The following is a 24,313-nucleotide window of genomic DNA, read 5'->3' as shown; positions in this document are numbered from 1 at the left end:
GACCGGGTCCCCGCCGCGCGCCTGGGTATCGTCACCGGTCGGGCAGCGTCACCGGTCGGGCAGCGGCCGGGCGACGATGACCGGCCGGCCCAGCGGCTTCGGCTCGTGCCACGCGGCGGACGCGTAGACGTCGGCCGTCTGCGCCGCGACGTGCTCCCAGGTGAACTCGGTGGTCAGGCGCACGTGCGCGGCGCGTGCGAGGTCCCGGGTGCGGTCGGGGTCCTCCAGCGACCGGCACACCGCCTTGGCGAGGTCGTCGGGGTCCGAGGGGGCGAAGGAGTAGCCGGTGCGCCCGTCCACCACCGCCTCGCCCAGGCCTCCCGCGGTGGAGGCGACGAGCGGCGTGCCGGTGGCCGCCGCCTCCAGCGCGACGATGCCGAAGGGCTCGTAGCGGCTGGGCAGCACCGCGGCGTCGGCGGCGTGCAGCTGTTCGAGGAGCTCGTCGTGGTCGAGCCGGCCGAGGAACTCCACCGCGCCAGCCACGTCGTGCTCGTCCGCGCAGTCGGCCAGCCACCGGTGCTGGGTGCCTTCGCCGGCGATGGTGAGCGTGGTGCCGGGATGCTCCTCGCGGATGGCGGGCAGGGCGGCGATGGCGTCCTGCACGCCCTTCTCGTACTCCAGGCGCCCCACATACAGAAGGCGTGGTGGCCCCTCGGACGCGGCGGACCGGCAACGGGGCCGGAACGACCACGTCTGCAGATTGATGCCGTTGCGGATCGTGGCGATCGCCGGCAGGTCCGGGCCGAACAGTGTAGTGACCTCGTCGTGCATCGACTCCGAGCAGGTGATGAGCGAGTCCGAGGCGTTGGCGAGCCACCACTCCACCGAGTGCACCTGCCGGTTCATGTTGGACGACACCCAGCCCGCGTGGCGCCCGGCCTCGGTGGCGTGGATTGTGCTCACCAGCGGCACGCGGAAGTGTTCGGCCAGCGCGATCGCCGGGTGCGCCACCAGCCAGTCGTGCGCGTGCACGATCTGCGGGGTCCAGGGCACGCCGGCGCGCGGCCCGTCCAGCAGGCCCGCGCCCAGGGCCAGGCCCGCGCGCACCATGGCGTGCCCCATGGCGAGGGTCCAGGCCATCATGTCCTCGCCGAACACGAAGTGCGGCGGGTCCTCGGCCACCGCCACCACGCGCACGCCCTCCGCGGTGCGGTCCACGGTGGGGTGCGAGTGCGCGTCGGTGCCGGAGGGGTGCCGCGAGAGCACCACCACGTCGTGTCCTTGCGCGGCCAGGTGCGTCGCCAGATGGTGGACGTGCCGGCCGAGCCCGCCGACGATGACCGGCGGGTACTCCCACGAGACCATGAGGATCCTCACCGCGCCGCCTCCTGTGCGTGTGCGGCCCCGGCCGGGGCGGCGGCGGTCGCCGTCGTGCGCCGCAACCGTCGTGCGTCGAGGTCGGCGAAGAGCCCGTCGGCGTGGCGCCAGGCCGCGGCCAGCGACTCGGCCCGGCGGTCGTCGCCCGCGGCGGCCGCGGCGGCGATCTCCCGCATCGCGTGCGCGTGCTTGTGGGCGCGGTCGCGGGCGTAGCCGGCGGCGGTGTCCTTGCTCACCATGAAAGCCCAGTCGCTGGCGATGGCCAGCAGCGCCTCACGCACCGCCTGGTCGGCGACGGGGTCCCGGCGGCGCAGGCCGGAGGGCAGCGCGTCGACGTGCGCCAGCGCTTCGGCCACCACCTCCGCGTTGAGGGCCACCAGGTCGTTCACTTGGTCCCCGGCCCACACCCGCCAGTCCTTGCCGGAGCCCCAGGACGATTCAGGCAGGTCGATGGGCTCGCCCACGAACCCCTGGGTGCGGGCGTCGGCGAGGGTGCCCACGCGGATCCCCGCCTCCGGCAACGCGCGCAGCAGCTTCTCCAACCACACCGGCCCCTCGTGCCACCAGTGTCCGTACAGTTCCGTGTCGAAGGCCGCGACGACGAGCGCGTCGCGGCCGATGCGCTCCGACTCGGAGCGCAACCGGGCGCGGATCACCTCGATGAAGTCGGCGACGTGCTTGTCGACGGCGGCCGCGGCGAGGTCGGGATCGTAGGGCTTCTTGTCCGGCGGCGCGGTGGTCTTGCCCGTCACGCGCGCCGGCTTGAGGCCGGTGTCGTGGTCGTAGGTGTGGAAGTCCCGGTACGCGCCGTGCCCGGGATAGCCGGACTTGGGCGACCACACCTTGTAGCTGACGGTGAGGTCGCGGCCGAAGGCGACGACATCGGTGCCGCGGACGGGGCGCCCCAGCGCCGTGTCGCCGCGCAGCGACGGCCCGTCCACCATGAAGTGGTCGACTCCGCTGCGCGCGTAGTCGCGTTCCATGCCGGGGGTGAAGGCGCACTCGGGGGCCCACAGGCCACGCGGACGGTGATTCCAGCGGCGTCGTGCGTCCTCGAGGCCCTCCTCCAGGGAGAACGCCCGCATGCGCGGGTCCAGCAGCGGCTGGAACGGGTGCGCCAGCGGCCCGCCGAGCAGCTCGATCACCCCGGACTCCACCAGCGGCCGGATCACGGGGGAGGCGCCGTGCCGCCACCGCGATTCGAACTGGTCCAGGGCCCAGGCGGATGCGCGGTGCTCCCGGGCGCCGAGCTCGCGCAGCGCGGCGACGCTGCTCGCGGTGCCGGGCGCCCCCGCCGCGCTGTCGATGAGCGCGGCCTCGTGCGCGCGCAGCTGCCAATTGCCCAGCCAATGGTGCATGCCGGCGAGGCAGTGGGGGTCGTCGAGCTGCGCGGCGAGCACGGGCGTGATGCCGAAGGTGAGCAGGTTCGTGTGCCCCTCGTCGGCCAGGCGGCCGAGCGCGTCGAACACGGGAAGGTACGAGGCCGACCACGACTGGTAGAGCCACTCCTCGCCGACGGGCCAGCGGCCGTGGTTCGCCAACCAGGGCAGGTGGCTGTGCAGCACCAGCGCGAACATGCCCGGCTCGGTCGCCGGCGCCCCGGCGCCCGTCACGGCGCCTTCACCGCTGTCGCCACCAGGTCCAGACTGGCGTCGATGCTTCTGCCCGGGGAGCCGCTGTCGTAGTCGCCGCCGCCGTCGCGGTTGTTCCTGTCGTCGTCGCGCAGGACGAAATCGTCCGCGGCCACGCCCGCCACGTCGGCGCAGAGGTCGGCGGGCCACGGCTCGCCGGCGAGTGCGCGCTCGATCTGCGCGTCGATGATCGACCCGCCGTACTTGGCGTCGAGGGCGGCCAGGCGGGGGCCGTGGTACACGCCGCGCATCGACTCGACCGTGAAGCCGGCGTCGGTGAGCAGCGCGGTCAGCTCGGCGGCGTTGAGCTCGCGGGTGTGGAACGGGTTGAGCGGGGTGTCCCGTCCGGGGGAGAAGGTGATGCGGTTGGGCGTGCTGATGTGCAGCCGTCCGCCGGGCGCGAGCACGCGGTGGCACTCGCGCAGGAACTGGTCCTGGTCCCACAGGTGCTCGATGACCTGCAGGTTGACCACGGCGCCCACCGCGCCGTCGGCCAGGGGCAGGGCGGCGAGATTGCCACGGGTGGCCTGGACGGCCGGGTAGCGGCGTGCCACGTGGGCGGTGGCGGAGAGGTCGTAGTCGACGCCGATCACGCCGGCGGCGACGTCGGCGAGCAGCGCCGCCCCGTAGCCCTCGCCGAAGCCGGCGTCGACGACGATGCGTCCGCGGCACGCCTCGACGAGGTCGAGGTAGACGACCTCGTGCCGGCGGAACCAGTAGTTCTCCTCGGCGAGCCCGGGCACGGTGCGCTCGCCGGTGAGCGGGAGTGCGGGCGAGTCGCCGGCAGCGGCGCGCGCCGCATCATCTGCAGAGTCGGTCACTCGTTGCACGCTAGTAGGTCCTCTGCTTCCGGGTGATTCAAGGTGTCGCGCGTACGGCGATCAGGGGTTGCAATCATGTTACCCATCGGTAACATATGGATGGGGGTTGCGTGGCGGAAAGACTGTGACATGCGCTAGAACTGGCAGTGGCAGTTTCACCCCACCGGCACGCCCGCGCAGGCGTTCAACCATGCGGTGCGAGGGTGACCGCAGACACCACAGGAGGTCGGAGAAGACCGATGCCAAACATTGTCGTACTGATCAAGCAGGTTCCGGACACCTGGTCCGAGCGCAAGCTCTCCGAGGGCGATTTCACCCTGGACCGTGAGGCTGCGGACGCCGTGCTGGATGAGATCAACGAGCGCGCGGTCGAAGAGGCCCTCCAGATCAAGGAGGCGCAGGGCGGCGAGGTCACCGTGCTGTGCGCCGGCCCCGACCGCGCCACGGAGGCCATCCGCAAGGCGCTGTCGATGGGCGCCGACAAGGCCGTCCACCTCAACGACGAGGCCCTGCACGGCTCGGACGCCATCCAGACCTCCTGGGCGCTGGCCGCCGCCATCGGGCAGATCGAGGGCGCCGAGCTCATCATCGCCGGCAACGAGGCCACCGACGGCCGCTCCGGCGCCGTGCCGGCGATCATCGCCGAGTACCTGGGCATCCCGCAGCTGACGCACATGCGCAGCCTCACCATCGCCGACGGGAAGGCCACCGGCGAGCGCGAGACCGACGAGGGCACCTTCGAGCTCGAGGCCGCGCTGCCGGCGATCGTGAGCGTCACCGAGAAGATCAACGAGCCGCGTTTCCCGTCCTTCAAGGGCATCATGGCCGCGAAGAAGAAGGAAGTGCAGGTCTTCTCCCTCGCCGACATCGGCGTGGATCCGGAGACGGTCGGCGTGGCCAACGCGGGCTCCGCGGTGACGGCCTCCACTCCGAAGCCGCCGCGCACCGCCGGCGAGAAGGTCGCGGACGAGGGCGAGGGCGGCAACGACGTCGCCAAGTACCTGGTCGGCCAGAAGATCATCTGATCCCGGCCCTCGCCACACCACCAGACCAGTCAAGGAGATAAAGAACATGGCAGAGGTACTCGTCCTCGTCGAACATGCCGAGGGTGCGCTGAAGAAGGTCACCACCGAACTGCTCACCGCGGCGCGCGCGCTCGGTGAGCCCGCCGCCGTCGTCACCGGGCCCGCGGGCACGACCGACGCGCTGGCGGACGCGCTCGCCGCCGCGGGCGCCGAGAAGATCTACGCCGCCGAGTCCGACACCGTCGACGGCGTCCTCGTCACGCCCAAGGTCGACGTGCTCGCGGGGCTGGCCGAGTCCGCGTCCCCGGCCGCGGTGCTCATCCCGGCCAGCGTCGAGGGCAAGGAGGTCGCCGGCCGGCTGGCCGCGCGCATCGGCTCCGGCCTGCTCGGCGACGTCGTCGAGGTCAAGGGCGACGGCTCCGTCGTGCACTCGATCTTCGGCGGCGCGTTCACGGTGGACGCCAAGGCCACGGGCGATCTGCCCGTGATCACCGTCCGCCCCGGGTCGGTGGAGGTGCAGGCCCAGGCCGGCGCCGGCGCCCGCGAGGACGTCGCCGTGCCCGAGGCCGCGGAGAACGCCACCGTCATCACCAAGCGCGAGCCGGTCGTCGGCGGCGACCGCCCCGAGCTCACCGAGGCCACCATCGTCGTGTCCGGGGGCCGCGGCGTGGCGTCGGCGGAGAACTTCGAGAAGGTCATCGAGCCGCTCGCGGACGCGCTGGGCGCCGCGGTGGGCGCCTCGCGCGCCGCCGTGGACTCCGGCTACTACCCGGGCCAGTTCCAGGTGGGCCAGACCGGCAAGACGGTCTCGCCGCAGCTGTACATCGCCCTGGGCATCTCGGGCGCCATCCAGCACCGTGCGGGCATGCAGACGTCCAAGACGATCGTCGCGATCAACAAGGACGAGGAGGCCCCGATCTTCGAGATCTCCGACTACGGCATCGTGGGCGACCTGTTCAACGTCGCCCCGCAGCTCACCGAGGCCGTCAAGGCGCACAAGGGCTGATCCCCGGCGCACCGTCCGCGGCCCCGCACCCTGGTTGCCAGGGGGCGGGGCCGCAGCGTTCGGTGGGGGAGACGCGGGCCACGCGGCGACGGGCCCGCGGCGGCGGGCGGGGAGCGCGCACGGTTATGCTGGTCGGGCAATGATTCCGTCCGAACCGAGCGCCGGCGGCGGGGATGGCGCGACGCCACCCGCCCAGCCTGCTGGCGCCGCAGCCGCACCCGCAGTATCCCCGGACGCAAGCCGGTCCGCGGGCACACCGGTCTACCTCGACCACGCCGCCACCACCCCCATGCGCCGGGCCGCTGCGGAGGCGATGGCCCAGGCGTTCGGGCGGGTCGGCAACCCGGCGTCGCTGCACGGCTCGGGCCGTGCGGCGCGGCGCCGCGTCGAGGAATCCCGCGAGGCGCTCGCGTCGGTCCTGGGCGCGCGCCCGTCCGAGGTGCTCTTCACCGCCGGCGGCACCGAGTCGGACAACCTGGCCGTCAAGGGGATCTTCCGGGCGCGGCGCGACGCGGAGCCGGCCCGCCGCCGCATCCTCGCCGGCGCGGTCGAGCACCACGCGGTGCTCGACGCGGTCGAGTGGCTGGCCGAGAACGAGGGCGCCGATATCACCTGGCTGCCCGTGGACGCCCAGGGTCGCGTCCTGCCGTCGGTCCTGCGCGCGGCACTCGCCGCCCACGCCGACGAGGCCGCGCTGGTCACTGTCATGTGGGCCAACAACGAGGTGGGCACCGTCAACCCGGTGCGCGAGCTGGCGTCGGTGGCCGCGGAGTGCGGGGTGCCGATGCACACCGACGCCATCCAGGCCGTGGGCCACGTGCCGGTGGACTTCGCGATCCCCGGGCTGTCCGCGCTGAGCGTCGCCGCGCACAAGTTCGGGGGGCCGCAGGGCACCGGCGCGCTGTTGCTGCGCCGGGACGTGCCGTGCACACCGCTGATGCACGGGGGCGGGCACGAGCGCGAGGTGCGTTCCGGCACGGTCGATGTCGCGGGTGTCGCCGGCATGGCCGCGGCCGCTGCGGAGGCCCGCGGCGAGCGCGCGGGCGAGGCGCACCGCCTGGGTGCTCTGCGCGACGCGCTGGTGGCCGGCGCGCGGGAGCGGATCCCGGACGTGCTCGTCAACGGTGCGCGCGCCGCCGAGGATCTGCCGACGATCGCCCACCTGACCTTCCCCGGCTGCGAGGGCGACTCGCTGCTGATGCTGCTCGACGCGGCCGGCGTCGAGTGCTCCACCGGGTCCGCGTGCACCGCGGGCGTCCCGCAGGCCAGCCACGTGCTCATCGGCATGGGCATGGACCCGTCGACGGCCCGCGGTTCGCTGCGGTTCTCGCTCGGGTACACCTCGACGGCGGCGGACGTCGACCGGCTGCTGGAGGTGCTGCCGGCGGTGGTGGAACGGGCGCGGGCGGCGGGTATGGCCGACGGGCACCGGCGGCGCGGGGCGGAGCCGGCGGGCGAACGACGAGAGAGTGTGCGATGAGGGTTCTTGCGGCGATGAGCGGCGGCGTCGATTCGGCGGTGGCCGCGGCCCGGGCGGTCGATGCCGGCCACGACGTGGTGGGCGTGCACCTGGCGCTGTCCAGCGCGCCCGGCACGTTGCGCACCGGGTCCCGCGGGTGCTGCTCGCGGGAGGACGCGGCGGACGCGCAGCGCGCCGCGGACGTGCTGGGCATCCCGTTCTACGTGTGGGACTTCGCCGAGCGGTTCCGCGAGGAGGTGATCGACGACTTCGTCGACGCCTACGCCGCGGGCGAGACCCCCAACCCGTGCCTGCGCTGCAACGAGAAGATCAAGTTCGCGGCGGTGGCCGAGCGTGCCTTCGCCCTGGGCTTCGACGCGGTGGCCACCGGCCACTACGCGCGGCTCGAGGGCGGGGTGCTGCGGCGGGCGGTCGACGCCGACAAGGACCAGTCCTACGTGCTCGGCGTGCTCACCGGCGATCAGCTGGGCCGCGCGATGTTCCCGGTGGGGGACACGCCCAAGCCGCAGATCCGCGAGGAGGCGGCGCGCCGCGGCCTGGCGGTGGCGGACAAGCCCGACAGCCACGACATCTGCTTCATCCCCACCGGGGACACGCGCGCGTTCCTCGGCGCCCGGATCGGCGTGCGGCCGGGCGCGCTCGTCGACGCGGAATCGGGGGCCGAACTCGGCCGCCACGACGGCGTGCACGGATTCACGGTGGGACAGCGCAGGGGGCTCGGCCTGGAACGGCCCGCGCCCGACGGGCGTCCGCGGTACGTCACCGGGATCGACCCGGACACGGGCACGGTGTCCGTCGGCGGGGCCGAACAGCTCGACGTGTGGTCGATCAGCGCCCGCGCTCCGCGGTGGACCGGCAACGCGCCGGAGGGGCGGTTCGCGTGCGTCGTGCAGGTGCGCGCGCACGGCGGGCTGGCGCGCGCCGAGGCCGAGGCCGTCGGCGATGCCATCCGCATCGACCTGGCGGAACCGCTCACCGGAGTCGCCCGCGGCCAGGCCGCGGTTCTCTACCGGCCGGACCCGGCGGGCGACGTGGTGCTGGGCAGCGGCACCATCAGCGCCGCTGCCCCCGCGACGGCTGCGGCGTCCGCGGCGGAGCCGCGGTGACGCTTCCGGAGACTCTGCCGGGGGCGGTGCCGGGAGGGGCGGCGACGGGGGTCGGTTCGTGGCCCGGCACCGACGAACGCGAGGCGGCCCGCACCGTGGTGGGCGAGCTGGGGGAGTTGCCGCATCTGGTGGAACTGCCGGGGCGGGGCATCGGTGCGGACATGGTCGGCCGCACGGCGGCCCTGCTGGTGGACCTGCCGGTGGACCGCTCCGTCACCGGCTATCGGCTCGCCGACCGCCCGGGTTCGGTGTTGCGGACGGCGCGGGCGCACCTGGCCCGCGACCTGGACGCGGCGGAGGAGGCCTGCGAGCGTGCGGGGGTGCGCGGCAGCGGGGCGCCGATCAAGCTGCAGGCCTGCGGCCCGGTCACCGCGGCAGTCGAGCTGGAGCTGCGCTCCGGGCGGCGGGTGCTCACCGACCGCGGCGCCGTGCGCGATCTGAGCGCGTCGCTGGCCGAGGGGTTGCGCGCGCACGTGCGCACCGTGCGCCGGCGGTTCGGCATGGAGCCGGTGCTGCAGCTGGACGAGCCGCGGCTGCCGGACGCGCTCGCCGGCGCGGTGCCGGGGCCCACGCGGTTCGACCCGGTGCGGGTGCTGCCGGAGCAGGAGGCGAGCGGCCTGCTGGACGGCGTGATCGGTGCGGCCGGCGGAGCGCCGGTGCTGGTGCACTGCTGTGCGCCCGGCGCGCCCCTGGAGTCGCTGGGGCTGCTCCGGGGTCTGCCCGTCGCCGGGGCGGCGGTGCCGATGACGGACGCGGGGTTCGCGGAGCATCCCGCTGCGCTGGACACGCTGGGGGAGTGGCTCGACTCCGGTCGGACGCTGGCGCTGGGCCTGGTGCCCGCCCGGCGCCCCGGCGGGCCGCCGCCGGACTGGCATCCGCTGGCCCTGCCCGCGGTGCGGCTGGCCGACATGCTGGGGTTCCCGCGGCGGGTCCTGGCCGAACAGGTGCTGGTGACCCCAGAGTGCGGGCTGGCGGGCTCCGACCCGGAATGGGCACGCACGGCGCTGTCGCTGGCGGGGCGCATCGCCGCGGAGTTCGCCGGCGACCCGGACGCCCTGTAGGGGGCGGCCGGGACCTTCGGAGGGGCGGACGGGATCAGTCGCGGACGACGAAGGCCCGGCTCACTCCGGCGATCGCGGCGGCCGCGATGACGATGATGCCGTAGATGACGGTGGCGGTGGACAGTGACAGCGCCGACACCAGCGCCCCCGCGATCACCGTCGGCACACCGAACGACAGGTACGCGGTGGTGTAGAGGGCGGCGAAGAGCGCGCCCCGGCGTTCCGGCGGCACGACGGGGGCGATCGAGCCGATGACCCCCATGAAACCGGTGCCGAAACCGGTGCCGGTGACGGCGACGGCGGCGACGTAGAGCGGAAGCCACCCGGTCTGCAGCGCGATGAGGCTCACCAGGGTGCCCGCGCCCAGGGTGCAGGCCGCGAACACCATGGCGGTGCGCGGCGGGCGGGCGTGCATGGCGAACACGGCGAGCATGCCGGCGATGGGGAGCACGGCGATGACGGCCGACTGCGCGAGCGGGCCGCGGATGCCGAGCTGCTCGGCGGCGATGTCGGGGCCCAGCGAGAAGAACAGCCCGCCGGTCGCCCAGCCGGCCACGATGATCGGGATGCTGATGAGGAACAGGCGGCGAACGCCTTGCGGCACGGACATCCGGGGGACCAGCGACCGCCGCCACCCTGCGACGCGCGCCGAGGTCTCCGGGACCAGCCACACTGCCCCGGCGACGAGGCAGTACGCGGTCGCCAGGGTGCCGAACACGATCGCCTCGGCGTGCGTGGAGACCGCGAGCGCGACTCCCGCGGACAGTGCGCCGAGCGACAGGCCCACCATCGGCGCGGCCGCATTGAGCAGGGCGGCACGCATCGGGCGCACGGGAGGGGCGAAGTCGCTGATCGACGCGGACAGCGCCGACAACAGAAATCCGCTGGCCAGACCCTGCACGGCCCGGCCCGCGAACAGGCCGGCGGACGACTGCGCCGTCCACAGCAGCACCATGCCGCCGGCGAGCACCAGGAATCCCGTCGTGATCACGGGGCGCCGCCCGATGTGGTCCGACAGCGAGCCGACGGTGAGCAGCGTCGCGAGCAGCGCCACCGCGTACACCGCGAAGACGAGCGTGATGCCGACGGGGGAGAGCCCGAAGCGCTCCTGCATCCGCGGGTAGAACGGCGACGGCGCGGAGGCGGCCATGAGCAGGACGGTGAGCGCGGTGCCGGAGAGGGCCAGCCCGGCCCGCCTGCGTGGCGGTGCCGTGGGCGCCGCGGGCGGCGCACCGGCGGGCGAGTCGCTCCGGGTGGTGAGTGAAGTCACGGGGCCTCCGTCGATGGGGAGAAGGCTGTCGGTGCCGGGAGATCTTCGGTTCGAAGAAGTCCGAACTGTTTCAGGCTAACCGACCGGACCCGTTGGTTCAACTATGATGGAACCATGGTGGGCGGAACCGATCTCCAGCACCCGGCGCGCGACGCGATCGACCTGGGCGACGTGCTCTTCGCGCTCAGCGCGCCGGACCGGCTCTCGATAGTCCTGCAACTGCAGCAGGGGCCGTTGACCGCGGCCCGCTGCACGGCGGACGGCGGGCCGGTGCCCAAGTCGACCAAGTCGCACATGCTCAAGGTGCTGCGCGAGTCCGGCGTGATCCGCAACGAACCGCAGGGCCGCAACCGCGTGCTCACGCTGCGCCGCGCCGACCTCGACGCGCGTTTTCCGGGGTTGCTCGACGCGGTGCTCGCCGCGGGCGCGGACGCCGGCGGCGGGGCGGCGGCCGCCACGGGTGCCGCGGCGCGCCCCGGCGCTAACCTGGACCGGTGACCGATCGCCACGCTGAGACCGCATCCGACACCGCACCGGCGCCGGCCGCGGGCGCTGCCGCCGGGCAGGGACCCACGCCCGGCGAGGCCCGGGCGCGCTGGCGGGAGTTGGCCGACGAAGTGCGTGAACACCAGTTCCGCTACTACGTCAAGGACGCGCCGACCGTCTCCGACGCCGCGTTCGACGCACTTCTGCACGAACTGAACGATCTGGAGGAGCAATACACGGACCTGCGGGTGCCGGACTCGCCCACGCAGCTGGTCGGCGGCGCCGGATTCACGACGCAGTTCGCGCCCGTGGAGCATCTCGAGCGGATGCTGAGCCTGGACAACGTCTTCAGCGCCGAGGAATTGGGCGCGTGGATGCACCGCACGGAGGCCCAGGCCGGAAAGGCCGTCGACTACCTGTGCGAGGTGAAGATCGACGGCGTCGCGATCGACCTGGTCTACGAGCAGGGGCGGCTCACCCGGGCGGGGACCCGCGGCGACGGCCGGGTCGGTGAGGACGTCACCCTCAACGCCCGCACCATCGAGGACATCCCCACCCGGCTCACCGGCACCGACGAGTTCCCCGTGCCGGCGGTGCTCGAGGTGCGCGGCGAGGTGTTCTTCCGCCTCGAAGACTTCGAGGAGCTCAACGCGGCGCTGGTGGCCGAGGGCAAGGACCCGTTCGCCAACCCGCGCAATTCCGCGGCCGGCTCCCTGCGGCAGAAGGATCCCGCGGTGACCGCACGCCGCCGGCTCGGCATGATCTGCCATGGCATCGGCCGCCGCGAAGGCTTCGCGCCGGTGTCGCAGTTCCACGCCTACGAGGCGCTGGCGGCCTGGGGCCTTCCGGTGTCGAACCACACCGTCCGCGTGCGCGGCGCGGACAAGGTGCTCGAGCGGGCCGATTACTGGGCGCAGCACCGCCACGACATCGAGCACGAGATCGACGGCTTCGTCGTCAAGGTCGACGACATGGCGCTGCACGACGAGTTCGGCGAGACGGCGCGGGCGCCCCGCTGGGCCATCGCGCTGAAGTTCCCGCCGGAAGAGGTCAACACGCTGCTGCTCGACGTGCGGGTGGGGGTGGGGCGCACCGGCCGTGTGACGCCCTTCGCTCTGATGAAGCCGGTGCTGGTGGCGGGCTCCACCGTGGCGCAGGCGACGCTGCACAACGCCTCCGAGGTGGACCGCAAGGGTGTGCGGGTGGGCGACACGGTGGTGATCCGCAAGGCCGGCGACGTCATCCCGGAGGTGCTCGCGCCCGTCGCGGACGCGCGCCGCGGCGACGAGCGCGTGTTCATCATGTCCACGCACTGCCCCGAGTGCGGCAGCCGGATCGCCGCCGGCAAGGACGGCGACGTGGACCTGCGCTGCCCTGACACCCGCCACTGCCCGGCCCAGCTGCGCGAGCGGCTGTTCCACCTGGCCGGGCGCGGCGCGTTCGACATCGAGATGCTCGGCATGGAGGGGGCCGCCGACCTTCTGCGCGCGGGCGTGATCGCAGACGAGGGCGACCTGTTCACCCTCGACACCGACGCCCTGCGCCGGACGACGGTGTACACGAACAAGGGCGGCGCCGTGTCGGCGACGGGGACCACGCTGCTCGAGCACCTCGCGTCCGCGCGCGACCAGCCGTTGTGGCGGGTGCTCGTGGCCCTGTCCATCCGGCATGTCGGCCCCACGGCGGCGCGCGCCCTGGCCGCCGAGTTCGGCAGCCTCGAGGCCATCGACCAGGCCGACGAGGAGCGGCTGGCCGCCACCGAAGGGGTGGGGCCCACCATCGCGGCCGCCATCATCGAGTGGTTCCGCGTCGACTGGCATCGCGAACTGCTGGACAAGTGGCGCGCGGCGGGGGTGCGCATGGCCGACGAGCGCGACGAGTCGATCGCCCGGACGCTGGAGGGCCTGTCGATCGTCGTCACGGGCACGGTCGAGGGTTTCACCCGCGACAGCGCGAAGGAGTCGATCGTGAGCCGCGGCGGGCGCGCGGCCTCGTCGGTGTCGAAGAAGACGGCGTTCGTGGTGGTGGGCGACGCCCCGGGGTCCAAGTACGACAAGGCGGTGTCGCTGGGGGTCCCCGTGCTCGACGCGGACGGATTCCGTCGACTGCTCGCGGACGGCCCGGACGCGGTGCGTCCGCCGGAGCAGGAGCAGTGACCGGCGGCGCCGGACGCCGGGCGGGCGCCCGCCGGAAGGCGGCGATTATTGCAAGACGGTGGCGATGATGCCGGTGATGTAGCCGAGCCGCGCCACTTCGGCAGGGCGGAACTGCGGGCCGCCGTTGCGGCCCAGCAGCAGCACGGCCCCGCCGTCGCCGATGGGCGCGGCCGCGAGCGCGATCTCACCGGCCCGCCAGACCTCCGGCACCCAGTCCGCGTCGGTGCGGACCACCTGGGCCGTGCCCACCTGTTCCGACACAGGGCCGTCGGGCCAGGTCTCCGGGGTGCCGGGGCTCGCGTACAGCGGTGCGGCGCCCGCAGCGCCGGCGCCGTGATCGAGCACCGCCGCCCAGTGCACCTGGAGGGCGCGGGGCGCGGCGTCGACGAGCCGCTGCAGCCCGCGCCGCGGCGAACCCGCCACCAGCTCGATCAGCTCCAGTTCGCGATGGGTGTCGAGGTTGCCGACGAACGGGCGGATGGCGTCGACGACGGTGTCGTCCAGCGCTTCCGCGGCGGTGATGAGCACGTCCGGCAGCGCCCCGGTGGGAAGGTTCACGACGATGTCGTCCACCGCGTAGCCGCCGCTGCGCTCGATGACGTCCAGGGACTGGATGTCCGCCCCGGCCTCGCCCAGCGCCAGGGCCAGCAGGCCCAGCGTGCCCGGGCGGTCGGGGAGCACCACGCGCAACAGGTACGACAAAGCCGGCTCCTCAGCAGTTCACTTGCGGTACGGGGCCATTGTCGCACCGCGGCCGCGGTGCGGGAGCGACGGCGAGGCCGTGCGCGTCGCCCCGGATCCGGGCCGTAGAGTTGAGCGAAACCAGCGTCGGGCGGGATCGATGCCGGGTCCGTCAGCGACGGGCCGTACGGCGGCAGCCGACCCGCCGGTAGGCAGGCCGCCGCGTCGGCCGGAAAGGGGCATCGGGTGCCGGAGATCTCCCGTGACGAGGTCGCACACCTCGCAATGCTGTCGCGACTCGACCTGACCGAGGGCGAGCTCGACGAGTTCGCCGGCCAGCTCGACGCCATCCTCGGCCACGTCAAAACGGTCTCCGGGGCCGACACGGCCGACGTGCCCCCATTGTCCGAGCTCACCGGCGTGACCAACGTGGGCCGCGCCGACGTCATCGCGCCGGGCCTCACCGCCGCGGAGGCGCTCTCCGGCGCGCCGTCCGTGGAGGACGAGCGCTTCGTCGCACCGCAGATCCTGGGAGAAGAGCAGTGACCGACCTGACCCGCCTGGCCGCCTCCGAACTGGCCTCGAAGATCCACGCGCGCGAGGTCTCGTCGGTGGAGGCCACCCGTGCCCACCTCGACCGGATCGAGTCGGTCGACGGCACCGTCGGCGCGTTCCTGCACGTGGCGGGGGAGCAGGCCCTCGCCGCCGCCGGGCAGGTGGACGCCGACCTCGCGGGCGGCGCCGAACCCGCATCGCCGCTCGCCGGTGTGCCGTTGGGGCTCAAGGACATCCTCACCACCACCGACATGCCCACCACGTGCGCGTCGAAGATCCTCGAGGGCTGGGTGTCGCCGTACGAGTCGACGGTGGTCGGCAAGCTGCGCGCGGCCGGGATCCCGATCCTCGGCAAGACCAACATGGACGAGTTCGCCATGGGCTCGTCCACTGAGAACAGCGCATTCGGACCCACGCGCAATCCGTGGGGGACCGACCGCATCCCCGGCGGCTCCGGCGGCGGTTCGGCGGCCGCGCTCGCAGCGTTCGAGGCCCCGCTCACCATCGGAACGGACACCGGCGGGTCGATCCGTCAGCCCGCGGCGCTCACCGCCACCGTCGGCGTCAAGCCCACCTACGGCACCGTGTCGCGCTTCGGGCTCGTCGCCGCGGCTTCGTCGCTGGACCAGGCGGGGCCCTGCGCCCGCACGGTGCTCGATGCGGCGCTGCTGCACCAGGTGATCGCCGGGCACGATCCGCGTGATTCCACCTCCATCGACCCGGCGGCCCCGGCGGTGGTCGACGCCGCGCGCGCCGGTGCGCACGGCGACCTGGCGGGCGTGAAGGTCGGCGTGGTGCGCGAATTGCACTCGGACAGTTACCAGCCAGGAGTCCTGAGCTCCTTCGACGCGGCCGTCCAGCAGCTCAAGGCCCTCGGGGCCGAGGTAGTCGAGGTCTCGTGCCCGGCGTTCGAGCACGCGCTGGCCGCGTACTACCTGGTCATGCCCTCCGAAGTGTCCTCCAACCTCGCGCGGTTCGACGCCATGCGGTACGGACTGCGCGTGTCCGACGACGGCGCGCACAGCGCCGAACAGGTCATGGCCGCGTCACGGTCCGCCGGCTTCGGCCCGGAGGTCAAGCGGCGCATCATGATCGGCACCTACGCGTTGTCGGCCGGCTATTACGACGAGTACTACGGGCAGGCGCTCAAGGTGCGCGCGCTCATCGCTCGCGACTACGCGAAGGCCTTCGAATCGGTCGACGTCCTCGTGTCGCCGACCAGCCCCGTCACCCCGTGGAAGCTGGGCGAGAAGGTCGACGACCCGCTGGCGATGTACCTGTCCGACCTGTGCACGCTGCCGACGAACCTCGCCGGCAACTGCGCCATCTCGGTGCCCTCCGGCGTCTCCGCCGACGACGGGCTTCCCGTAGGCCTGCAGATCATGGCGCCGGCGCTGGCGGACGACCGGCTCTACCGCGTGGGCGCCGCATACGAGGCCGCCCGCGGGGCAGTCGCGTACCCGGAGCTGTAGCGGGCGACCCCGCGGCCGCCTCATCCGCACGTCGGCAGGCCGCGCACCTGCCCGTCCCCGTAGACGTGGCCGGTGCCGGGCGGGCCCGATCGCGACACGATCACGTCCACGCTGCTCTGCAGGAAGCTCACGCCGGGGAGCCACGGCGGAGCCGCAGCCTCCGCTGCGCCCCCGGCCGGGTGCAGCGCCAGCGCCGGGTCCCAGCGGGGCACCGGATCCGAGGCGTTCACCACCACGCTCGAGCGCTCGGGGACCGGATCGGTGAAGCGCGCCGGCGGCCCCACCCACAGTGCCCCGCACACCATTCCGCGGGCCTGCGGGGCGTCGGCGAGCGCCCGCGCGCCGGCTGCGGCGCCCATGCTCTCGCCGTAGACGTACAGTTCCGGCCGCTGCGGCGCGGGCACGCTGCGGACGCGGTCGGCGACGGCGGAGATCAGCGCGTGCGCGGCCGCGGCGGCGTCGTCGGGCGTGAAAAGGTAGGACACCCAGCTGGGTGTGCTCGAGTACTGCATCCCCACCTCTGCGACGTCGCCGCCGAAGAGCTCCTCGAACCCGGCCGCGGCCGTGCCGTCGATCCAGCCGGAGCCCGTCGGCACCATCACCACCACGGCCTGTCGGTCCAGGCCGCCGGCGCGCACCATGTCGTCGGCGGCGAGAGCGGCGCGGGCCGTGACGTCGGAGGCCGAGTCCAGACCCGCGTAGGTGCGGATCGACCCGGGATGCGAGGTGTCGCCGACGAACCTGCGCCCGTGGTCGCCGAGCGAGTCCCACGCGACGAGTGATCCCGGCCCGCCCGAGCGGGTGCTCATCGTGGTCGGGGCGGCCGAGGCGGCGTGCAGGCCGTCGAGAGCTGACGCGCCCGAGATGGACCCGAACGCTGCGAGCACCACCGCCAGCGCCGCGACAGCCCGTGGACGGGCGCGGACCAGCCGCACAGCGCCGAGCGCCGCCGCGCACACGGTCGCGGCGACGACGCACACCGCCGCCCAGTAGCCGCCGGATCCGCTGTCCACTGCGGATGTCGACACCCGGGCCCACTGCGCCGACCATGCCGCCGCAGCGGTCACGGCGCCGATGCTCCCGATGGCGGTGGCTATTCCTGCGCGGGAGCGGCCCGGGGACCCGCCCGGGCGGCGGATCGCCCGCGCCCACAGCCACGTCACCAGCACGGCCAGCGCCACGCCGATCACCGCGAACGCGCCCACCGTCACGCCCTCGACCCACACGCTGCGCGACATGACCCCCGGATAGACGCCCGCCACGGCGCCGGCGGAGCCGCCGAGGACGGTGCGCGTCCGCGGGGCGAGCGCGCGGGCGAGGGCGGAGGCGCGTGTCCGCGTGACGCGGGGGCGAGGAGTGCGCGCAACGGTGCCCGGCGTGACGACGTGCAGCGCTGGGGCGGCCGTCATGCCGTCACCCCCGCGCCCGCGCGGGCCGCCCGGCGACTGCCGGTCCGCACGCGTCCGGTGCCGCCCGCACGCCGGAGAGCCGATGCGCGTCGGGGTCCGCGTACCGCCCCCAGCGCCCCGGATCCGGCGGCGAACAGGGCGCCCGCGGCGCCGACCCCGCCGAGCGCGTACAGCCCGACGTCCTCGTGCAAGGGAACGCCGTAGCCCTGCCGCCAGGAGTTGACGTCGACGGCGGCCGCGGCCGTGTCGGCCGCCGCGCGGCAGGCGGTGTCGTGCGGTGCGCAGACGGCGTGGAACCGCTCGGCGAGCTGCGCGTCGAGGCCGCGCCGAGCCCACGGGCCCAGCGGTCCGCCCTGCGCGTCGGCAAAGCGCAGCAGGTCGTAGCCCAGGTCGTGCGCGCGGCAGGCGCCGGCGAACGCGGCGGGCAGCGGCACGGGCGAGGAGCAGCCGCCGGCGGGGTTCACGAGCAACCCGTCCTCCACGGCCGGCCGGTACCCCGCGTAGTCGGCGAATCCCGGGGGAATCCGGTGCAGGGCGTCCTGTGCGTCGGCGTGCAGCAACGCATCGATGGCGCGGCCGGCGTCCGAGGCGGCGCCGTCGGCTCCGCTCGGTGCCGGGCCAGCGCCGGGGCCTCCCACGGCCTGGGCCGGCATCGAGAACGCGAGCGCGACGGTGGCGGCCGCGGCGAGGATGAGGAACACCGCGACGGAGCGCACCGTCCGTACCCGGGGCATCGTGGCCTGCAGTGATGTGGTCATGACGGTGACGTTATGAACGCGTGGCAGACGGGGACATCACGCACACGGACCGTTCCCGCCGGCACCGGCGGGGGACTCGGGCGCATCCGAGTCACTCTCCGGTACCGGGCGGTCCGATACCGGAGAGTGATGTGCGGGCAGGACGCCGAACTTAGACTCGGGCGCGTGAGGTTTCGGCGGCGGGCGCGCGGACGTGAGCAGGGCGGCGTCGATCGTAGGCGCCGCTACCTGCGGCGGCGTCGTGCGGTCGACGGCCGGTCGCGCAAGGAACTCCGCCTGCAGCGCCGCGCGGAAAAGCGTGCGGCGTCGAAGCCCCGCCGGGGCGTGCGCCGCGTGCGGGCCGCGTTCGCGGGCCGCGGCGAGGTCACGCTCATCGTGGTGGTCACGGCGATCCTCTACTCGGTCGCCTGGCCGACGCTGCATCTCACCCACCAGGTGCCTCCGCCGTTGCAACCGGTGATCGCCGCACTCGCCGCGTTCCCCTTCCTGTTGGTGCGCGTCAATCCCGTACTGGGCTGGAGCATCTCGATCGCGGCGGCCATCGTCATCCCGGTGGCGTTCGATCCCACGCCCGAGGCGCCCGGCGGGCCGCCGTGGCAGGTGGTGCACATACTCGTCCTGCTTGCCTTGTACATAGCGGTGTGTCTGACGGAGCAACGCGAGCGGGTGGCCGCCGTGTGGGTCGGCACCGTCATCGTTTTCGCGGTGTACGCGCCGGGCTCCGACTGGTTCGGCTGGGTGGTGGGGCTCACCACGCTCCTCGTGTTCACCGTCCTGCTGCGGCGGCTGTGGCTCTCCCGGCGTCAGCTCGAACGGCAGGAGGAGCTCAGCCGGGCGGAGCGCAGCCGCAGGGCGGTGCTGGAGGAGCGGGCACGGATCGCCCGCGACCTGCACGACGTCGTCGCGCACCACATGTCGCTCGTCGTGGTGCAGGCGCAGACGGCGCAGTACCGGCTCGGCGGGCTCGAGCCGGCGACGACCGCCGAGTTCGATTCGATCGCCGGCACGGCGCGCGAGGCCCTCGACGAGGTACGTGCGATGCTCGGCGTGCTGCGCAGCGACGAGCACACGGCGGAACGGGCGCCGCAGCCGGGCGTGGACAGGATCGGCGAACTGGTCGAGGGCAGCAGGCGTGCGGGGATCGACGCGCACTACGAGGAGTCGGGCGACACCGCGCGGATCCGCACCGCTGCGGGCGTCGTGCTGTACCGGATCGTGCAGGAGTCGTTGTCCAACGCCACCCGGCATGCTCCCGGGGCGCGGGTGCGGATTTCGTTGCGGGCGGACGAGAACGACGACGAAGTGATGGTGGAGATCGTGAACGGACCGGGACTCGCGCCGGCGACGGAATCCGGCGGCGGCAACGGCATTCCGGGGATGCGGGAACGCGCCGCCGCGGTGGGCGGCACACTGTCGGCGCTCCCCGCCGAGGACGGCGGCTTCGTCGTCCGTGCGGCGCTTCCCCTCGCCGAGACTGCGCGTCAGGCAGGATGATCCGGTGACGATCACGGTGTTCATCGCAGACGACCAGGCGATGGTCCGGCAGGGCTTCGGCGCGCTGCTGGCGGCCCAGACCGACATCAGCGTGGTCGGCGACGCGGCGGACGGGCGCGCGGCCGTCGCCGAGGTGCGCCGCCTGCGGCCGGATGTGGTGCTGATGGACGTGCGTATGCCGGAGATGAACGGCATCGACGCCGCCCGTACGATCATGGACGCGCGCCTCGACCCGCCGGTGCGCGTGTTGATGCTCACCACCTTCGACATCGACGACTACGTCTACGATGCCCTGCGCGCCGGAGCCAGCGGGTTCCTGCTCAAGGATGCGCCCGCCGACGAGCTGGTGCGGGCGGTGCGGGTGGTGGCGGGCGGGGACGCGCTGCTGGCCCCGTCCATCACCCGGCGGATGATCAGCGAATCGGTACGTCGGCGCTCCGCGCCCCGGTCCCTGCCCCCGGGGCTCGCAGAGCTCACTCCGCGCGAACGTGAGGTGCTCGAGCACGTCGCGCGCGGGCTCTCCAACGGCGAGATCGCCCAGACGCTGTTCCTGTCCGAACAGACGGTGAAGACGCATGTGGGCAAGGTGCTGGCCAAGCTGGGGCTGCGCGACCGGGCCCAGGCCGTGGTGGTGGCCTACGAGAGCGGCGTCGTCACCCCGGGGTGAGTGCGTCCGGTCTTCCCGTCGACCAAGCGTTTTCTGCACGATCCGGGGTGCTGGCGTGCACTATCCGCTTGGTCGGCAGGTGAGCGGCTCCCGATGCTCCGTTATTCGATCGTGATGAAAACAGGTTGAAAAGATCCGCCATATGGCGGATGTATCGCGGCCTCGCGCGGCACATGGTGAAGGGGTCCATCGGAATCCAAGCGTGAGGAGAACGTGATGCATCGACGGCGATCGGTCGGCAGGACGGCCGCGAAGACGGGAGTGGGGTTCGCGACGATGGCGCTCGCGGGGGCCGCGGCGGTGGCATTGCCGGGGGCTGCCGGGGCGGCTCCCTTGCCGAGCAACTGCACCGCGTACACGCCGCCGCTCGCCTCCACGCGGGTGGTGTGCGAGTTCGACTACACCGGAGCCGCGCAGACCTTCCACGTGCCGGACGGGGTGAGTGAGCTCGACGTGACGGCGATCGGGGGACAGGGGCAGAGCACGAATAATCCAGGGGGCCTCGGCGCGAAGGTCGACGGGACGGTCGATGTGCAGTCAGGCGCGGATATCCGGGTACTTGTCGGAGGCAACGGTAGCGACGGCGGATTCAACGGCGGTGGCTACGGCAACGGTCGTGGGGGCGGTGCTTCCGATGTTCGGATATCCGACGCCCTGGATTCCAGGCTCATCGTCGCGGCGGGCGGTGGCGGAGCCGGAACCGACCGTGATGGCGGGAACGCCGGCGAGGATGGTTCGGGTGATGGCGCGGGCACCGCTGCCAGCGTCGACGCCCCTGGCACAGGCGGTGGTTTGGGCGAGCATCGTGGCCACGACGGGGAGTTCGGCAACGGCGGTGCAGGCGTATGGGTCAGCGCCCTCAACATGGCCGGGGGCGGCGGAGGCGGCTGGTACGGCGGTGGCGGCGGCGGTGCCGTGAGCGACGGCTGGCACGCCGGTGGCGGTGGCGGCGGATCGTCGCTGGTCCCCGAGGGCGGCACGATGACTCTCGCCGGCGAGGACGAGGCCCCGTCGGTGACCATCTCTTACACGATCTGCACCGGTTCGGTGTGCCAGTTGGCGGGGAGCTTGGGGAACCTGTTCGGTTCGCTCAACTGACAGGAGGAGCACCCGCGCCCGATCCAGCGATCCAGGCACGCCCGCCGCGCGGAAACGTACCCGGATCGCTGGATTGAAGCGGCAGCGCTGCGAAGCCGCGCGCACGAGCGCCCCGCAGCGGCCGCCGGCCTGGCAGGCTGGAAGCGGGAGGTGGTCATCTGCCATGCGCATCGGAATCCTCACCGGCGGCGGCGACTGTCCGGGCCTCAACGCGGCGATCCGCGGCATCACCCGGGCGGCGCTCGACCAGTACGGGTCGACGGTGGTCGGCTTCCACGACGGCTGGCGCGGCCTGCTCACCGACAGTCACCGGGAGATGTCCGGCGGCCAGCGTCTCGACCGCATCCTGCCGCGTGGGGGCACCATCCTGGGCACGGCCCGGGTGCATCCGGAACGGTTGCGGGCGGGGCTCGGCGACATCCGCGCCACCCTTGAGCGCAACCGCATCGACGCGCTGATCCCCATCGGCGGCGAGGGCACGCTCAAGGCGGCCCTGTGGCTCTCGGACGAGGGCGTCCCGGTGGTGGGCGTGCCCAAGACCATCGACAACGACATCGGCGGCACCGACTACACCTTCGGGTTCGACACCGCGGTGTCCATCGCCACCGAGGCGATGGATCGCCTGCACACCACCGCCGAATCGCACCGGCGGGTCATGCTCGTCGAGGTGATGGGCCGGCACACCGGGTGGATCGCTCTGCGCTCGGGCATCGCCACCGGAGCGCATATCATCACCATCCCCGAGGACCCGTTCGACATCGATGAGATCTGCGGGCTGATCCGGGCCCGCTTCGAACGCGGCGACCGGCACGTGATCGGCGTCGTCGCCGAGGGATCGGTTCCGCGTGAGGGCAGCGGGATGGTGCTGCGCGACGGAGGCGTCGACGAGTACGGCCACGAGATCTTCACCGGCGTGGCAGCGCAGATGGCACCGCTGATCGAGCGGGCGGCCGGCGTGGAGGTGCGTACCACGGTGCTCGGCTACATCCAGCGTGGCGGCACGCCCAGTTCGTACGACCGGGTGCTGGCCGGCCGCCTCGGCGCGCACGCGGCGCGCGCGGTGCACGAAGGCCGCTTCGGGACGATGGCGGCAGTAAGGGGCACGCGGATGGAGCTCACCCCGTTGGCGGAGGCGGTACGCGAGCTCAAGACGGTGCCGCTGGAGCTGTACCGGGAGGCGCGGGTCTTCTTCGGCTGAGCGCGCGGGCGCGCCGTGGGGGTGGGCGCGCCCGGTAGCCGGAGGGCGCCGCCAGGTGAATAGACTCGGGCCATGACTGCAGCCACCGCCGCCAAGCTCATGTCCTACGACGACGTGATCGGACGCTTCGACCCGGTCCTGGGCATGGAGGTCCACGTGGAGCTGGGCACCGCCACCAAGATGTTCTGCGGTTGCCCCACCGCGTTCGGCGCCGCGCCGAACACCCAGGTGTGTCCGGTGTGTCTGGCGTTGCCGGGGGCGCTGCCGGTGGTCAACAACAAGGCCGTCGAGATGGCCGTGCGCATCGGGCTGGCCCTGAACTGCGCGATCACGCCGTGGGGCCGGTTCGCGCGCAAGAACTACTTCTACCCCGACCAGCCGAAGAACTACCAGATCTCGCAGTACGACGAGCCCATCGCCACCGAGGGGTACCTGGACGTCGTGCTCGACGACGGCGAGACGTTCCGCGTGGAGATCGAGCGCGCCCACATGGAGGAGGACACCGGCAAGCTCACGCACGTCGGCGGCGAGACCGGGCGCATCCACGGGGCCAGCCATTCGCTCATCGACTACAACCGTGCCGGTGTGCCGCTGGTGGAGATCGTCACCAAGCCCATCGTCGGTGCCGGCGAGCGGGCGCCCGAGGTGGCCCGGGCCTACGTGACGGCACTGCGCGACCTGCTCAAGGCGCTCGAAGTCTCGGACGTGCGCATGGACCAGGGTTCGTTGCGCTGCGACGCCAACGTGTCGCTGATGGACAAGGGCGCGGCCGAGTTCGGCACGCGTACCGAGACGAAGAACGTCAATTCGCTGAAGTCGGTCGAGGTGGCGGTGCGGTACGAGATGCGCCGCCAGGGCGCTGTGCTCGCCGGCGGCGGCGAGGTGACGCAGGAGACCCGCCACTTCCAGGAGGCAGACGGCAGCACCCGTCAGGGCCGCCGCAAGGAGACGGCGGAGGACTACCGCTACTTCCCGGAGCCGGATCTGCAGCCGGTGGCCCCGGACGCCGCGTGGGTCGAGGAGCTTCGTGCCACGCTGCCGGAGATGCCGTGGCTGCGCCGGGCCCGTATCCAGGAGCAGTGGGGGCTCTCCGCGGAGGAGATGCGCGACCTCGTCAACGCCGGCGCGCTCGACCTCATCGCGGCCACCGCGGATGCGGGCGCCCCTGCGGACGCGGCCCGCTCCTGGTGGGTGTCGTACCTGAGCCAGCAGGCCAACGCCCGGAGCGTGGAGCTCGCCGAGCTGCCGATCGCCCCGGCGCAGGTGGCCGAGGTGATCGGCCTGGTCGCCGACGGCAAGCTCACGAACAAGCTGGCCCGCCAGGTGGTCGACGGCGTGCTGGCGGGCGAGGGCGGCCCCGCGCAGGTGATGGCCGACCGCGGCCTCGAGGTGGTGCGCGACGACGACGCCCTGCAGAAGGCGGTCGATGAGGCGCTCGCCGCAAACCCGGACATCGTCGAGAAGATCAAGGGCGGAAAGGTCAAGGCAGCGGGCAAGATCGTCGGCGACGTCATGAAGGCCACCCGCGGCCAGGCCGACCCGGCCCGGGTGCAGGAACTCGTCCTCGCGGCCTGCGCATAGGCGGACGGCTGATCGGAGTCGACGGGCCGGGCCCGCCGGCC

20 protein-coding genes and 1 pseudogene are annotated in these 24,313 nt (G+C 73.2%); 14 read left to right on the top strand and 7 right to left on the bottom strand.

Annotated features, from left to right (window positions below):
• Positions 1 to 48: 48 nt before the first annotated feature.
• Genes H4F70_RS12815 through H4F70_RS12805 form a run of 3 tightly spaced genes read right to left on the bottom strand, consistent with a single transcriptional unit; the run spans position 49 to position 3,769 of the window.
• Positions 49 to 1,317 (bottom strand): glycosyltransferase family 4 protein, encoded by a 1,269-nt coding sequence (locus H4F70_RS12815; RefSeq protein ID WP_182357468.1) that lies wholly within the window; start codon positions 1,315 to 1,317, stop codon positions 49 to 51.
• Positions 1,314 to 2,894 (bottom strand): 1,4-alpha-glucan branching protein domain-containing protein, encoded by a 1,581-nt coding sequence (locus H4F70_RS12810; RefSeq protein WP_182360390.1) that lies wholly within the window; start codon positions 2,892 to 2,894, stop codon positions 1,314 to 1,316. Before H4F70_RS12810 ends, H4F70_RS12815 begins: the two co-directional genes overlap by 4 nt.
• A 32-nt stretch (positions 2,895 to 2,926) precedes the next feature.
• Positions 2,927 to 3,769 (bottom strand): class I SAM-dependent methyltransferase, encoded by an 843-nt coding sequence (locus H4F70_RS12805; protein WP_235681096.1) that lies wholly within the window; start codon positions 3,767 to 3,769, stop codon positions 2,927 to 2,929.
• A gap of 239 nt (positions 3,770 to 4,008) precedes the next feature.
• On the opposite strand from H4F70_RS12805, the gene H4F70_RS12800 reads away from it, so the two are divergent.
• The 5 genes and pseudogenes from H4F70_RS12800 to H4F70_RS12780 all read left to right on the top strand — a co-directional run bounded on the left by H4F70_RS12800 (position 4,009) and on the right by H4F70_RS12780 (position 9,447).
• On the top strand, positions 4,009 to 4,794 hold the full coding sequence (locus H4F70_RS12800) for an electron transfer flavoprotein subunit beta/FixA family protein (RefSeq protein WP_182348549.1): 786 nt from the start codon (positions 4,009 to 4,011) through the stop codon (positions 4,792 to 4,794).
• Positions 4,795 to 4,840: 46 nt separating this feature from the next.
• On the top strand, positions 4,841 to 5,800 hold the full coding sequence (locus H4F70_RS12795) for an electron transfer flavoprotein subunit alpha/FixB family protein (protein ID WP_182348548.1): 960 nt from the start codon (positions 4,841 to 4,843) through the stop codon (positions 5,798 to 5,800).
• Positions 5,801 to 6,035: 235 nt separating this feature from the next.
• Positions 6,036 to 7,280, top strand: a pseudogene (locus H4F70_RS12790) (cysteine desulfurase family protein); the annotation flags it as partial.
• Positions 7,277 to 8,386, top strand: coding sequence for a tRNA 2-thiouridine(34) synthase MnmA (gene mnmA, locus H4F70_RS12785; RefSeq protein WP_182357465.1), 1,110 nt, complete (start codon positions 7,277 to 7,279; stop codon positions 8,384 to 8,386). The pseudogene H4F70_RS12790 and the gene mnmA, both read left to right, overlap by 4 nt.
• Positions 8,383 to 9,447: a uroporphyrinogen decarboxylase/cobalamine-independent methonine synthase family protein gene (locus tag H4F70_RS12780; protein WP_235681095.1), complete on the top strand. Its 1,065-nt coding sequence runs from the start codon at positions 8,383 to 8,385 to the stop codon at positions 9,445 to 9,447. The genes mnmA and H4F70_RS12780 overlap by 4 nt, the downstream gene beginning before the upstream one ends.
• Before the next feature lie 34 nt (positions 9,448 to 9,481).
• On the opposite strand, the gene H4F70_RS12775 is transcribed toward H4F70_RS12780, so the two are convergent.
• Positions 9,482 to 10,717: an MFS transporter gene (locus H4F70_RS12775; protein WP_182357464.1), complete on the bottom strand. Its 1,236-nt coding sequence runs from the start codon at positions 10,715 to 10,717 to the stop codon at positions 9,482 to 9,484.
• Positions 10,718 to 10,831: 114 nt separating this feature from the next.
• On the opposite strand from H4F70_RS12775, the gene H4F70_RS12770 reads away from it, so the two are divergent.
• Complete coding sequence (locus H4F70_RS12770; RefSeq protein WP_235681094.1) at positions 10,832 to 11,215, top strand: ArsR/SmtB family transcription factor; 384 nt, start codon at positions 10,832 to 10,834, stop codon at positions 11,213 to 11,215.
• A 107-nt stretch (positions 11,216 to 11,322) separates the two neighbouring features.
• A complete protein-coding gene (gene ligA, locus H4F70_RS12765; protein ID WP_235681559.1) occupies positions 11,323 to 13,359 on the top strand; it encodes an NAD-dependent DNA ligase LigA in 2,037 nt (678 codons plus the stop codon).
• A 45-nt stretch (positions 13,360 to 13,404) separates the two neighbouring features.
• Here ligA and H4F70_RS12760 read toward each other — a convergent pair whose 3' ends face one another.
• Complete coding sequence (locus tag H4F70_RS12760; protein ID WP_182357462.1) at positions 13,405 to 14,061, bottom strand: ACT domain-containing protein; 657 nt, start codon at positions 14,059 to 14,061, stop codon at positions 13,405 to 13,407.
• A gap of 225 nt (positions 14,062 to 14,286) precedes the next feature.
• On the opposite strand from H4F70_RS12760, the gene gatC reads away from it, so the two are divergent.
• Together gatC and gatA are read left to right on the top strand one after the other, a co-directional pair.
• Entirely contained in the window at positions 14,287 to 14,586 is a 300-nt protein-coding gene (gene gatC, locus H4F70_RS12755) for an Asp-tRNA(Asn)/Glu-tRNA(Gln) amidotransferase subunit GatC (RefSeq protein WP_182348581.1), read from the top strand.
• Entirely contained in the window at positions 14,583 to 16,067 is a 1,485-nt protein-coding gene (gatA, locus tag H4F70_RS12750; RefSeq protein WP_182357461.1) for an Asp-tRNA(Asn)/Glu-tRNA(Gln) amidotransferase subunit GatA, read from the top strand. Before gatC ends, gatA begins: the two co-directional genes overlap by 4 nt.
• Positions 16,068 to 16,087: 20 nt before the next feature.
• On the opposite strand, the gene H4F70_RS12745 is transcribed toward gatA, so the two are convergent.
• Positions 16,088 to 17,476 (bottom strand): alpha/beta-hydrolase family protein, encoded by a 1,389-nt coding sequence (locus H4F70_RS12745; protein WP_182357460.1) that lies wholly within the window; start codon positions 17,474 to 17,476, stop codon positions 16,088 to 16,090.
• Positions 17,473 to 18,234 (bottom strand): hypothetical protein, encoded by a 762-nt coding sequence (locus H4F70_RS12740; RefSeq protein ID WP_182357459.1) that lies wholly within the window; start codon positions 18,232 to 18,234, stop codon positions 17,473 to 17,475. Before H4F70_RS12740 ends, H4F70_RS12745 begins: the two co-directional genes overlap by 4 nt.
• 165 nt (positions 18,235 to 18,399) lie before the next feature.
• On the opposite strand from H4F70_RS12740, the gene H4F70_RS12735 reads away from it, so the two are divergent.
• From H4F70_RS12735 to gatB, 5 genes are all read left to right on the top strand, one after another.
• Entirely contained in the window at positions 18,400 to 19,728 is a 1,329-nt protein-coding gene (locus H4F70_RS12735) for a sensor histidine kinase (protein WP_235681093.1), read from the top strand.
• 4 nt (positions 19,729 to 19,732) lie between these two features.
• Complete coding sequence (locus tag H4F70_RS12730) at positions 19,733 to 20,395, top strand: response regulator (RefSeq protein ID WP_182357457.1); 663 nt, start codon at positions 19,733 to 19,735, stop codon at positions 20,393 to 20,395.
• A 216-nt stretch (positions 20,396 to 20,611) separates the two neighbouring features.
• Positions 20,612 to 21,493 carry a glycine-rich protein gene (locus H4F70_RS12725; protein WP_235681092.1) on the top strand — a complete coding sequence of 294 codons (882 nt, stop codon included), beginning with the start codon at positions 20,612 to 20,614 and terminating at the stop codon, positions 21,491 to 21,493.
• A 163-nt stretch (positions 21,494 to 21,656) separates the two neighbouring features.
• A complete protein-coding gene (locus tag H4F70_RS12720) occupies positions 21,657 to 22,691 on the top strand; it encodes an ATP-dependent 6-phosphofructokinase (protein ID WP_182357456.1) in 1,035 nt (344 codons plus the stop codon).
• A 72-nt stretch (positions 22,692 to 22,763) separates the two neighbouring features.
• Entirely contained in the window at positions 22,764 to 24,272 is a 1,509-nt protein-coding gene (gene gatB, locus H4F70_RS12715) for an Asp-tRNA(Asn)/Glu-tRNA(Gln) amidotransferase subunit GatB (protein WP_182357455.1), read from the top strand.
• Positions 24,273 to 24,313: the final 41 nt, after the last annotated feature.

It is taken from the genome of Tomitella gaofuii, assembly GCF_014126825.1.
GTDB classification, from domain to species: domain Bacteria; phylum Actinomycetota; class Actinomycetes; order Mycobacteriales; family Mycobacteriaceae; genus Tomitella; species Tomitella gaofuii.
This window is presented reverse-complemented; position numbering and strand designations above follow the sequence as displayed.